General features: G+C 34.4%; 15 protein-coding genes. 8 read left to right on the top strand and 7 right to left on the bottom strand.

The features are described 5' to 3' along the window. Window positions 1–316 precede the first annotated feature (316 nt). Window positions 317–544 (top strand): hypothetical protein, encoded by a 228-nt coding sequence (locus tag AC6EIZ_RS07985; protein ID WP_498510273.1) that lies wholly within the window; start codon window positions 317–319, stop codon window positions 542–544. Between the two features lie 365 nt (window positions 545–909). Here the strand turns inward: AC6EIZ_RS07985 and AC6EIZ_RS07990 are convergent, their stop codons facing one another. From AC6EIZ_RS07990 to AC6EIZ_RS08000, 3 genes are all read right to left on the bottom strand, one after another. Continuing rightward, window positions 910–1,155 (bottom strand): hypothetical protein, encoded by a 246-nt coding sequence (locus AC6EIZ_RS07990; RefSeq protein WP_498510275.1) that lies wholly within the window; start codon window positions 1,153–1,155, stop codon window positions 910–912. A gap of 27 nt (window positions 1,156–1,182) precedes the next feature. Beyond that, window positions 1,183–1,467, bottom strand: a complete 285-nt coding sequence (locus tag AC6EIZ_RS07995) for a galactose oxidase (protein WP_498510276.1) — start codon at window positions 1,465–1,467, stop codon at window positions 1,183–1,185. A gap of 533 nt (window positions 1,468–2,000) precedes the next feature. Next, window positions 2,001–2,186 (bottom strand): hypothetical protein, encoded by a 186-nt coding sequence (locus AC6EIZ_RS08000; protein ID WP_269612303.1) that lies wholly within the window; start codon window positions 2,184–2,186, stop codon window positions 2,001–2,003. 461 nt (window positions 2,187–2,647) lie between these two features. Here AC6EIZ_RS08000 and AC6EIZ_RS08005 point away from each other — a divergent pair, with 461 nt between their 5' ends. From AC6EIZ_RS08005 to AC6EIZ_RS08025, 5 genes are all read left to right on the top strand, one after another. Continuing rightward, window positions 2,648–2,818 (top strand): hypothetical protein, encoded by a 171-nt coding sequence (locus AC6EIZ_RS08005; RefSeq protein ID WP_498510279.1) that lies wholly within the window; start codon window positions 2,648–2,650, stop codon window positions 2,816–2,818. Between the two features lie 684 nt (window positions 2,819–3,502). Further along, window positions 3,503–3,706 (top strand): hypothetical protein, encoded by a 204-nt coding sequence (locus tag AC6EIZ_RS08010; protein WP_498510280.1) that lies wholly within the window; start codon window positions 3,503–3,505, stop codon window positions 3,704–3,706. Continuing rightward, window positions 3,703–3,885, top strand: a complete 183-nt coding sequence (locus AC6EIZ_RS08015) for a hypothetical protein (RefSeq protein WP_498510282.1) — start codon at window positions 3,703–3,705, stop codon at window positions 3,883–3,885. Before AC6EIZ_RS08010 ends, AC6EIZ_RS08015 begins: the two co-directional genes overlap by 4 nt. A gap of 23 nt (window positions 3,886–3,908) precedes the next feature. Continuing rightward, the gene (locus AC6EIZ_RS08020) at window positions 3,909–4,175 is read left to right on the top strand and encodes a hypothetical protein (RefSeq protein ID WP_498510284.1); all 267 of its coding nucleotides are present in this window, start codon (window positions 3,909–3,911) and stop codon (window positions 4,173–4,175) included. Continuing rightward, window positions 4,175–4,321 (top strand): hypothetical protein, encoded by a 147-nt coding sequence (locus tag AC6EIZ_RS08025; RefSeq protein ID WP_498510286.1) that lies wholly within the window; start codon window positions 4,175–4,177, stop codon window positions 4,319–4,321. The genes AC6EIZ_RS08020 and AC6EIZ_RS08025 overlap by 1 nt, the downstream gene beginning before the upstream one ends. Window positions 4,322–4,805: 484 nt before the next feature. Here AC6EIZ_RS08025 and AC6EIZ_RS08030 read toward each other — a convergent pair whose 3' ends face one another. Then, window positions 4,806–6,386, bottom strand: coding sequence for a tetratricopeptide repeat protein (locus AC6EIZ_RS08030; protein WP_498510287.1), 1,581 nt, complete (start codon window positions 6,384–6,386; stop codon window positions 4,806–4,808). A 709-nt stretch (window positions 6,387–7,095) separates the two neighbouring features. Here AC6EIZ_RS08030 and AC6EIZ_RS08035 point away from each other — a divergent pair. Both AC6EIZ_RS08035 and AC6EIZ_RS08040 read left to right on the top strand, forming a co-directional pair. Then, window positions 7,096–7,887 carry a potassium channel family protein gene (locus tag AC6EIZ_RS08035; protein ID WP_498510288.1) on the top strand — a complete coding sequence of 264 codons (792 nt, stop codon included), beginning with the start codon at window positions 7,096–7,098 and terminating at the stop codon, window positions 7,885–7,887. A gap of 221 nt (window positions 7,888–8,108) precedes the next feature. Continuing rightward, complete coding sequence (locus tag AC6EIZ_RS08040; RefSeq protein WP_498510290.1) at window positions 8,109–8,471, top strand: hypothetical protein; 363 nt, start codon at window positions 8,109–8,111, stop codon at window positions 8,469–8,471. A gap of 257 nt (window positions 8,472–8,728) precedes the next feature. On the opposite strand, the gene AC6EIZ_RS08045 is transcribed toward AC6EIZ_RS08040, so the two are convergent. From AC6EIZ_RS08045 to AC6EIZ_RS08055, 3 genes are all read right to left on the bottom strand, one after another. Continuing rightward, the gene (locus AC6EIZ_RS08045) at window positions 8,729–8,968 is read right to left on the bottom strand and encodes a hypothetical protein (protein WP_498510292.1); all 240 of its coding nucleotides are present in this window, start codon (window positions 8,966–8,968) and stop codon (window positions 8,729–8,731) included. A gap of 388 nt (window positions 8,969–9,356) precedes the next feature. Further along, window positions 9,357–10,958, bottom strand: a complete 1,602-nt coding sequence (locus tag AC6EIZ_RS08050) for an FkbM family methyltransferase (RefSeq protein WP_498510293.1) — start codon at window positions 10,956–10,958, stop codon at window positions 9,357–9,359. 999 nt (window positions 10,959–11,957) lie between these two features. Further along, window positions 11,958–12,191 carry a hypothetical protein gene (locus tag AC6EIZ_RS08055; RefSeq protein ID WP_498510295.1) on the bottom strand — a complete coding sequence of 78 codons (234 nt, stop codon included), beginning with the start codon at window positions 12,189–12,191 and terminating at the stop codon, window positions 11,958–11,960. Window positions 12,192–12,320 lie beyond the last annotated feature (129 nt).

A 12,320-nucleotide genomic window follows, 5' to 3' on the forward strand; every position in this document is an offset into this window, starting at 1 on the left:
AAATTATAAGTGTAGAAATCTTCCTGATATTCAAATAAATCATTTCCTTGATTATGGAGCAGGCAATGAAAATGGCGATCCCCTTCTATCATTTAAAGACATCAACTTTTTGCATTATTGTTATTAATTTTATGTAAAGGGTTATCATCATTTTACTGGTTTCTTTGCTGCATATGCAAAGGTAAATAATATAGACTTCCCAGAATTAAGGAGAATAGGAAAAAAAACATTAGAAGAATTAGAATTTCCTAGTTCAGTATTAAATGCCTATTCAAAAGATAAAGAGATAAAAAAATATTTTAGTTATTTTTTTAATATGGAACACAAAGGTAAAGGAGGAAGAGTCCTTACAAGATATTTAACTCCTCACGATATTAAAATAATTAATAGAGCGTATGAAATAAGAGGGAGAAAAAGAGAATTAAGATATAAAAAAGGATTGGTAGATGATGTTAATTATATGAAAGCAGGTCTAATTGCAGCAAAAGAAATTGGTAAAGCACCAGAATTTAATCTGCCAGATCCAAGAAAAGATAAGAAGTGAAGACTAGATTTTGGTGACGATGAAATCTAAGAATCCATCTCTTTGGGGGTGGATCAACCATGGAGTGTGTATAAAAAAGCAAAATATTTACTTTAAAACAAGTTCCACGTGTGTTCCACGTGGTAAATTAGGGGGGCAAATCCCAGTCCACCACTCAAAAATCTACTTCCACGTGACTTCCACGTAGAAATTTAAGTGCCAAAGTGACAGGGACTTCAAATGTCACTTCCACGTGTCACCTTGTCACTTTCTCTGTAAAGACATCGTAGATAGTTCATTTTCTCTACACTCGTTGTTTCAATGTCTCCGATTTAGTTGTTAAGAATCTATGAACGACTTCTCTACGCAATGAGAAGTTCTTAGTATCAAAAAAGTTCATTTTTTTCTATTACTAAATCGACTAATTGTTTTTTATTGAGTTTGGAAATTTTGTCTATGCCAACCAGCATTGCCCTCAATTCGCTATTGGTCTTTTGCATCAGTACCGATTTCTGATCAACAAATATCCCTTTCTTTAGGATCGAAAGAAGAGTTGAGAAGGCATCAAAAATTGCCATTGAAGCGATGATGCAAAATATCATCACAGAATCAGCAGTGGTAGTTAAATTCATTGGTTTTGAGGAAATAATTTTTGGTTTTTATGCAACTTCTGGACACCATCCAATTTGTAATACCCTCTTCTTTTGCCAATTCAGGCAACGCTTTGTGAGATGTTCACCTTGAGGGATAAGACGTTGGTGAAGTGGACAAGTCAAAAGAGTGACGCATGATTTATCGCACGTATAAGTGAAGTGTTCACATGTAAGACAAACTGAACTTCCTCTGGACTTCACCAGTTCCAGATTAGTGAAATAACTCCACTCATCTGGATGCTCAAGTGCTTCAACTGGAGCAACAACTTTTGGTGTTTTAATTCGATCCATCTTGGTTCTCCTTGTGAGAAGAGGCAAAAAAGCACGATGCTCACTTCGTGCTTTTTTGTTGGTTTAGTGATGGGGATAATACTAGTACAAACGTACTATATTTGTCTACTAGGTCAAGTCACCTATTTTTTCATTAAAGAAGGGAGCGAGATTTTGGTCGCTCCCTTTGAGTCAAGCACTCAACTGACTGAACTAAATTTCCATCCTTTATCGAACTTTGACCCACAGAAGGTGCTGTGACTCCTAATTCATTAATAACAAATCCAGATCAGGTGAACATGAGAAAAAACTCCTGTTTAACCAACCACCCAATAATCTTTGTGTTTTCTGAGAATGAGTTTGAGAAGATCGAGAATCATCATTTTTACCTCAATATTTCAACTGAAAGTAATAAGGAACAAGGTGTGGAAGTGTTCCAAGTGAGATTAAAAGGACAGAAAACCAAAGAAAGATCGATGAAAGAGTATTCGACCCATTGGATCTGAAACTACGTGTTGCTTGCATAATTAGATCTCTTGTTAGTTCAATGTTGTTTAGTAGTCCATTGAGCAGTTCCCAAACTGCAAACATTCATTCTCGTAATCGACCTCATCAAAATCAGTTTCATAATTCGAAACCAGATCGCACCAATCGTTCCCTTGCATAGGAACTCCACAAGATTTTGAGAATGTTTCCTTTACGTCTTCGATTGCATGTTTAAAAGGATTACCGCATGACATGGTTTGACCTCCTAGTAGTGCCTTGATTTATATCTACTCCTCCTAATTCAAAAAATCTATAGGATAAAAACCCTAAAGTATTAACTCTGATTACCGCACAAACAAAGACCCCCTGAAACTAATCAGGGGTTTGAGTTGTTCCGACCGTTGCATAGACCGCAGGAAAGGTGACTCTGTTCACATCAGGAGGTGTGAGATTCCTCCTTAGAGTCAATCCACATTTCCCCTTTTTAATATCTTCGAGAGTGCGATGACTCTTTCTTTATGTCTACTCCCCTTATTAGAAAATATCTATACAGAGAACCCAAATGTAGAAATACTTTGGTGTTCTTACCCATAGCAATTTCAATTCAGTAGTAGTAAAACATTCTCAGGAGTCAACGCACTTCCTTAGGTCTGGAGTGATGGACTCAAAGGGGGCGACCAAAATCTCGCCCTCTTACTACTTTTGAGGTATATCTATGACCAGAAAAAGAGACAAGATCTGGACAGCAATTATTGCAACTAAGCAATGGTTCAACAAACTTTTTACAAGTGAGGTAGATGCTTTAGTTGATAACTTCGGAAATAATCCACCACCAGAGATAGGACCTCAATCTTATTCTGGAGATATTCACGATAAAGGAGACTGATTGAATTCATTTAAATTGCATCAAGAAAGGGACCCTGCTGCTTCAGCGACCTTGAGTCCCTCTCTTCATTTACAGAACGAATTTTGGTAAGGAGTTGTTCTGCTTTTCCTTTTCTAATCAATTTCACAAAGGTTCTGCATCCGAAAAAATTCCTAATTAGATATCGTCCTCACTGTTTCCGAATGGGTTGTATCTGATATCAAAAATCAAAACTACTGCTGTGCTTAAAAGTAGTAATCCAAAAACAACTTGGGGAGGTGGAAATATCATTAGACCACTCTAGAAAAGGCACAAAAAAACCGCCCAGTTCTGTCAGGGCGGTTTCTTTGTGAGATCAGGCGCAAGTGTTTCCTTGTTTCCACTGCGGAGGATCTCAACTCCTCACAAAGTCAACTTATTAGACGCAACTAGGGGTCTCAAGTGTTAGCAGATGAGTTTCTCAACTGTCACATGTGCCAATTCTATAAAATCAACCATTAAAAAAGCACCCTACTTACGCGAAGTCGAGTGCCTTTTTACAACAGAACTATTGTGTGAGGAGTTGTTCTGTTATTTCATTTCTACTCCTGTCTGCACCTTTTGTCACTAGGGAAACACAAACTGATGAGACACTGCAAAAAAGGAATAAGAACACATGAATAGATCTACAGTTCAAAAGATTGTTGAAAGAGAAGGAGAGGCAGAATGACTAAAAAAAATAATGATGCAGGTGAATTATCTAATTACATTATTTTGAAGGAAGAGAAGGAAGTTATTTTTTATTTGTATAACCCCTATCCAGATTGCTTGGAAATTCTAGCAATCATGAAGGCACGCTTCCCTGAGGATTACAAGAGCATAGTTGTCAGTTCATTGGATGAGTTTAAAAAATATGGAGGGAAAGCATGAGCATCAAATGGGATGACACCTCATGGCAAGAAGAGTTCTTGGAAATGAAGACACATAAACCCGAAGTAGTGAGACTGCTAATGGAAGGTCCAAGAGGATTCCGAGACGCATGGCAACTGGGTGCACTTCATGAGGAATACAAAAGATTGAAGAAGATATATGAGCAACTAAAACTGTAAAAAGAACAAAAGGAAGAACAGCAATGAGAGAACAAATAGATTGGAAGCAAGAACTACTTGATTCAGCAAACTTTAATGGCAAACAAGAAAAGATATTGAAGCATGGTCAAAAGTCTTTAACTGCTAGTTGGTTATTAGGTGCGTTGTATACCCGTGAGAAAAAGATGAAAGGATATCGAGAACCTCCAACTCCTAATTGTCAGAGTTCATTTTTTGAATTGGAAAAGCGACTTGCAAAAAAAGAGTTTTATGTCCTTATTGAGGATGATGTTCTCTATTCAGATTGGTAATGAGATTTCAAGTCACGATGATCGACAAGAAGGAGAAGACTTTTGATGAAACAATCGTTTCAGGAAATATGGACGAAGCAAAAAAGATTGCAAAAAAAAGTAACCCAGAAGCAAAAATAGTATCTGCTAACTGGGTTTATAAGTGATTTATTTTTACGGTTTATGAGTCCCCACTTTTCCTTGGATAAACGTTCTACGTGAGTTCCAGGTGATATAATCTTTTTAAGAAACCATTTTTATGACTGCGTTTTCACACTCTATCTATGGTGGGGACTATTGAGTGGGAGCAGTGGAAACGTCTGATTTCCAGAGATAACTTGATTTGTATGGTTTTGTTTTAGTTTTGTGTGGGAAGAGTGATGACAAGGGTTTTGAGGTGTGCTTTTCACATAGGTTTCACAAAAGATCTTTTTTAGTCTCTACAGAAATATCGTAGAAAAATAGTTCTTTTTAGACAATCAAATATTTTATACTCTTGAGTTAGTCAGATTTTTGTTTTACAAGCCCAGAGCTAGTACATCTCTCTGAAGGTATGTGGATGCTGCTCTTCAAACTTTACCCAGTTTTGTATTTGGTTTGAGTTTTATCTTCTGGGAAATATTTTTATAAAGAGATTTGCGTGGATGAAGCTTAACTCTTGTATAGATATTTTTCAAATAGAATAGAAAGACATGTAGGGGAAAGGTGAGTGCTATCGCACATATGAATAGTGTTATTTAACCCTTCATTGTTAGAAGTTAATTTATAAACATCTAAGAAATAGGAACCTCTAGATAAAATTTCTTTTTTTAAAATTGAATTGTATAGTTGAATCATTTTAATTCTCTTTATATCTAATTCATCAAGCAATTCTTGTCTTCTTGTTGGTGCTGGGACACCAAAGTAATATTTTTGTGAGTAATTTGGAGTTAGTATTTCTTCCATATAATCTATATAACCTTTAATAGTTTTTTCACATACTTCTAGAATATCTTTATCATGCTTGATTGAGTAAGTAAGTATACCTTCATCCTTTCTACAATCTATCTCCCCAAAAGAAATAAATACTTTGTCACTATAATGATGATTTTTTATTTGTTGAGTTATAGAATCTTTCCATTGATTATTTTTGTTATTAGCGAAATGCCAAGCTTTCCCACCTGTGATTAAAACAGGCTGTATTGTTTTTGACTGTGAAAATATAGATAGAGTTTGATGAGCAAAAGAAAGACAATGGCTTTCTCCAATATGAGGTATTTTTGCTGCATTAGGATTTTTATTTTCTTTCTCAAGTAGAGGATAGAGTGAAGTAATAAATCTGATAAAAGTTGATGCATGTTTTTTATTCTTTTCATCTTTAATATTATTGATTGCACCTTGATTTATTAAATTGTTAGTTGTGTTTATACTTAATAGTGTTTTTGGAAAATCTTTTTGTAATAAATTAGCGATTGTGATTTGTAATTCAGCGAGTAACTTATGTCCTTGATTGATTGAGCTTGACTTTATTGTTGCTTTTGATATGACAATCAATTCATCTAATTTGCCAAGATAACTCAATATTGTTCCAAGGTTGGAAGACGCCTTTGCTAAATCAGGATTCAATCCAATTGCCTTCCGAGTAAATAATTCTGCTTCTTTTAATTTACCAAGATCTCTCAATATATTCCCAAGATTGGAATATCCCTCTGCGTAATCATGATTGATTTCAATTGCTTTGCGATAGGAGATTTCTGCTTCTTTTAATTTACCACAATCTTTCAATATGTTTCCCAGATTAGAATGCGCCTCTGCGAAATCAGGATTCAATTCAATCGCTTTGCGAGTAGATAATTCTGCGTCTTGTAAGTTTCCCAAATCTTTTAATATGTTTCCCAGATTGGCATACGCCTCTGCGAAATCAGGATTCAATTCAATCGCTTTGCGAGTAAATAATTCTGCTTCTTTTAATTTACCAAGATTTTTTAGAATCACACCATAATTAGAAAAAACCCTGCACTCTTTTAACCCTTGGCTTATCAAATGTTGATAATATTGTGCTGCTTCTGAAATGTTTCCTTGTGAATGAAATGTAAATGCTCGATTAATGATTTGTTCTTTAGATAGTTTAGAGGGAGTGTTAGTGGAAATAGAGATTTTTTCTTTTATTTCTCCTAAAGAAAATTGCACTGGGAATGTAGTTACTTTATAGACTTTCTTCTTTCTTTCTGCTTCTGAATTAGATCTATCCATCTTCTCTGATGTTTTTTCTTTCTCTTTTGGTTCTCTTTACTTTACAACTAAATTCAATCCTTATTAATTCTTGGTGAAGTCATTTACAGCTTATAGATCGAGCTTTGCTAAATGTTCATTTAACTTTCTTCTTTTTTTAATCAAATCAACTCAAAGTACAGAAGCAATTCTTTGTATTGCTAAACTGTATCAGCTTTTCACGATAAAATAATCGCTGACAACCTAGTTATATCTTTAGTTGTGTTTGTAGGAACTATTGAGTGGAAATCGCATCGACTACTAAAAAGTAGTTATAAATTAAAATACATACTTCATCGTCGAATCTTTTTAGTTTGAAGTGACAGAGTGACAAGGCTTCTTGGGTAGGGACTTCACCGTGACTTCACCGTGACTTCACCGCAGTATGCTTTGACTGTCTCTACGGAGAAATCGTAGAAACCTTTTTTCTCTATACCGGTGATTTAATTCGTAAGTTTCAGTCCCTGAGAATTTATTAATGACTTCTCTGTATATTTTAAACGTTGTTACATTAACTAACCGCCTTCCTAATTGGTCATACGGAGATGCTTTGTTAATGAGGATTGCTTTCGTTTGGAATATTTTAGAACAGATATACTATCTCTTGTATTTGGGATCGTAAGTTGATCAGAGGAAAAATCAGCAAGATTTACCTATGTTATAGGCATTCCTATTTCAGTCTGTGGCAGTGATGAATGAATTACGTCTAAGAATATTTAAGGAGATAATTAATGACTCTCCCGACGGAAGAACTTCTTTATTCAATAAAATTTGTGGCGTTACGATATTTATTTCGATTTTTTTTGCAGTTATTGTTACTGAAAACTCAATTGATTATCAATTTGGTGATCAAATAGATCTTTTGGATTGGATTATTGGTGGATTATTTTGCGTTGAATATTTTTGTCGCTTATGGGTAGCACCACTTGACAAGAAATTTGGAAAAGGGTGGAAAAGCGTTTTTCGTTATATGCTCTCACCAATGGCAATTATTGATGTAATTGCAATCGTCCCTTCTTTTATAGGTGTTCGTGCTGAATTGAAAATCCTCAGGATTATTCGTCTTTTAAGAATATTGAAAATTGGAAGAAGTGAAAAATTTAAGCAAAGTATCTATCACTTTAATTACGCAATTCGATCAAAGAGTCAAGAACTACAAATTTCGATTTTATATACAGTTTTACTGTTATTGATCAGTAGCACGTTTATGTATCTTGCTGAATCATCTATTCAACCAGAATTGTTAGGATCAATTCCAAGATGTCTTTGGTGGTCAATAACAACTGTCAGTGCTGTTGGATATGGAGATTCGATACCAGTTACAGCAGTGGGAAAAACAATCGCATCGATAACTTCTCTTATGGGTATTGCTGCAATAGCAATACCTACTGGAATACTTGCATCTGGATTCAGTGAATCAATTGGGGTACAAGACAAAAATAAAAATGTATCTACTGACAGTGAGTTTGCTACGAATACTTGATAAAAATGTTTTTCAAATCAGATAACGCAAAATTTTTCACTAAATTAAGAACAATAGATTAAATGGTGTCATTGAGAACAACCGACGCTAATTCAGAAAAGAAGTGGAGAGGTTTCTATAACTCTTTGTCGCAGTCTGATTTGTAGAGTGAATGGGACGAATACTGGAAAGATTAACTAAATCAAATAAACTCTGCGTGGATTGAAGAAAAATTGAAGATTATGGATGAAACTTGGTTAAAAGAACTCAATCAAAGAAATCTTGACTTGGAGGAAGAAGATAGTTCTAAATTGGATTGTGCAACTGTCTCTGTTTCGTCCTCAGTGTTAAATAAATTGAGTCAGGCAGAACAAAGAAAATTTGAGATTACTGAATTCAAAAGAGCAACGAATGAAATTGAACATTGGGCAAGAGTAGAAGAAATATGCGATTTCTTTGGAGTTGCAGACCCCGATCTAGCAGGGGATGTATATGTCAGAAAGTTCAAAAATTTAACTGTAGATGAGGAGAGTAGATGGATGGATTTAAAAGATATCAATGACGAGATGCCTGAAGGATTTGGCGTGAAAATTGATCGGAGTTAGGGAGAGTCAAATAATTGTTTACACCCAATAATAAATATTTACTATTTAACAGCTCCAAGTAAGCTCCATGAGCTAAAACATGGAGTGAATCATATTTACTCACTCGATCATTTGAGCAAGTGCTTTTGAGTGGGAGGAATACTGGAAAACTGAGAGGAATAAAAAATCGGGTGAAAATTTGAGCACTCATTTAGGACATGGCTTGATTAGTGGAGTTGTAATCCCAGTAATCCTGTTCTCACTTTATTGATTGAAAACTATTTCCCACCATTGCAGAAACGAACTGCATAAGAAGAACTCTTGCCAGTCGCTTGAATCTCTTCAACGCATTCATTGAACACTTTTGATTCTTGTTTCACAGAACACAAACTAAAGGCGATTGCAGCAAGAGCAACAGCAGAAATAACACTAGAACCTAGTTGAATAATGCCATAGGCAAACATAGCTTTGCCTTTGCCACCGCACTTTTTTTTGTCTGCTTTATTTTCTTCAGTCATTGAGGTTAAGTTAAATATCTACAATAATTGATATGGTTGGTTTAATAATTTCAAAAATTGTAGAGAATACCGTTCTAATTACCTTTTTTGTTTTTTCTTAGTCAAAATAATCACACAGAAATTGCCCTGTTCTGTTGGGGCGGATTAGCGGCAGAGACCTGATGTAAATGGTTTCTTGTTTCCATTGCGGTGTATCTTATTTCCCTAAAGATGGTAAATGTAGTATCTAAGTAAGATATAGGGAATAGGGACGATTGTGACGACTTCTCTACAAAAGTATTCTAGGTTTATGTCTATACTTCTTTTCAAGCTTTGCCAAGTTTTCTAGATTGATGTGTCTTTTAACTTCTGGGAAAAGTTTGTATATTGTTTTGGATTTTAATTTTAATTATTCAGCCAAAACATACCAATCATCTACTCTTGATATGTGTATTAATTTTCTTTGATAACCTTTACTAATTAAAAGATCATATATTTTCTCTCTCATAGATGTGAAATTATGTTCACAAGTGATTACCCTGAATTTGTACTTATTAAAATCAAAAGCCTTCAATATCTCATATTCACTGCCTTCTGTATCTATAGATAAATAATCTATAATTTTTGGAGCTTGATATGTCTCTAATAAATCTAATAATGAAATGGTTTGAACTTTATATCTACTTCCTTCCTGAAAGTATTTTTTATTTTTATCAGAAAACATATTTATTGAAGCCATTTGTTTATAAGAAACAGGTTCGTTAAATAAAACTTCATTTCCAGATGATTTCCATACACATTTAGTTTCGATATTTACAGATCGATTTTCTTTTAAATTTGTATGCCAAAAGATTGCTGGTTCAGCTAATATTCCATCCCAATTAAAAACTTTTTCTAATAAGTAGGAATTAGATCCTACTAAACCATCGCAAGATCCAAATTCTACAAAAAATCCATTTTTTTTGAAATTTAGTTCACTTAAAGCAAATAAATCTTGTCTAAATTGTGATTTTGAAAGGCTTAAGTTTCTTAAGCAATTTTCTTTATATTCTGAATCAATATTTTGTATAAAATTTAGATCAATTCCTCTTCTTTCCTCTTTTTGCCCTTCTTGTAAATTGCCAAGATCTTTCAAAATGATTCCTAGATTTAAATGAGCAACTGCTAAATCAGGATTGAGTTCAATTGCTTTGCGAGTCGATAATTCTGCGTCTTGTAAATTGCCAAGATCTATCAATATGCTTCCAAGATTTGAATGAGCAGCTGCTAAATTAGGATTGAGTTCAATTGCCTTGCGGGTCGATAATTCTGCGTCTTGCAAATTGCCAAGATCTTTCAATATGCTTCCAAGATTGTAATGAGCAAATGTGAAATCAGGATTGAGTTCAATTGCTTTACGAGTCGATAATTCTGCGTCTTGCAAATTGCCAAGATCTATCAATATGCTTCCAAGATTGTAATGAGCAACTACGAAATTAGGATTGAGTTCAATTGCTTTGCGAGTCGATAATTCTGCGTCTTGCAAATTGCCAAGATCTTTCAATATGTTCCCAAGATTTGAATAAGCATCTGCCAAATCAGGATTGAGTTCAATTGCTTTGCGAGTCGATAATTCTGCGTCTTGTAAATTGCCAAGATCTCTTAATATGCCTCCTAAATTTGAATGTGCCATTGCGTAATCAGGATTGAGTTCAATTGCTTTGCGATATAAGTTCTCTGCTTGTTTTGATTTTCCAAGATTTTGTAATATGGATCCATAATTAGTAAAAACCCTGTGGTCTTTGAAGCCTTGATTTATAAAATATCGATAATATTTTACTGCTTCTTGAATGTTTCCTTCTGAATGAAATTTATTTGCCTGATTAATTATTTGTTCTTTAGAAGGGTTAGAAGGAGTATTTGTATTAATAGTAAGATTTTCTTTGATTTCTTCTAAAGAGAATTGAACTTGGAATGTTGTGACTTCAGCTGTTTTTTTACGAACCTTGTTTGTTGAATTAGAATCCTCCATCTATCCCTTTTCTATACTCTGAATGTTTGTAGTTTACTCTTTCCCAAATCTTTTATCATTTCTTTGAGCGAGAAGAAAAATTAGGTTTGAATTATTTCTTACGTAGAGAAGGAGGACAAGGGAAAATCACCAAACGGAAAAAGGATGTAATAGATTTATTCATTTTATATCACTGACTAAAATGGAAATATAAAAGGGAGAATATGTCTCCTATGTTTCCCACTTGAATTGAGGGGAAATAGGTTGAGGTTGAGTGAAGGACTGAGATTACAAAGAATACTATGGATAGAAACTACGGACTTAGAATATTATCGTCTATTAAAACATAGTCAAACTCTAAGAAACTTATTTCCACACGACTTCCTCACCAAGAATGAAGCAACAGACTGACAAGGTTTGTGATCTGCAACTTCCACATGTCATGCCGTAGCCCTCTCTCCAGGCAAATGGAAGATAGTTTATTTTCTCTACACATTAAAAACTTTGTGATATCGAGAAAGCACATTGCATGAGGAAGGGTCGAGTTTTTGTTCACTCCTTTAAGATCAGTAATTATTTATCCGATTGAACAATCTATTCCTGTAACTCTAAACCATTTCTAACTAAATTGAATTATTGGGAAATGAGATAAAACACCAGCTTTATCAGGCACAAAAAAACCTGCTCTTAAGCAGGTCTTTTTGAAGATCAGTCGCAAGTGTTTCCTTGTTTCCACTGCGGAGGATCTCAACTCCTCACTAATAAAATTTACTCAACGTCACGAAAAGAGAAATGCTTAGTATTTGAGTTCTTCAACTGTCACATGTGCCAATTTTTTAAAATCAAGCATTAAAAAGGCACCCTACTTACTTGAAGTCGAGTGCCTTTCAATAACAGAACTATTGTGTGAGGAGTTGTTCTGTTATTTCATTTTTACTCCTGTAGGCACCTTTTGTCACTACTAATAAGACAAATTGATGAGAACCTGCAAAATTTGATCAAGAGCAAGAGTGGCGACTTTTAGAGAATAAATGTTTTAGAAAGTCTTGGTTCTAATGGGAAGTTAAATAAGAACTTTAGTTTTTTAGAAAGGAACTTATATGCCCAATAACCACCTACACCAACAATCGCTAGTGGCAGCAATGCTATCACTATTACGATTACAAAAATCATTGCCAGTGCATAGCATCCAACTTTCTTGACTATCGACTTATATTCATCGGTTATGTATTGCCAGCCAAGAAGAAGAGACATTAGTTGATCTTGTATTTTGTCTTTTTAGCTAAAAATCCATTAGTTTCAGTGTTGTTTGATATCTCGAATAAGAAACTGATAAAACCTCGTAAGTTAAATTGTTTTTGAGCAAAATCCATGAAATAATCT

This window comes from Prochlorococcus sp. G4PB16, from assembly GCF_059772465.1.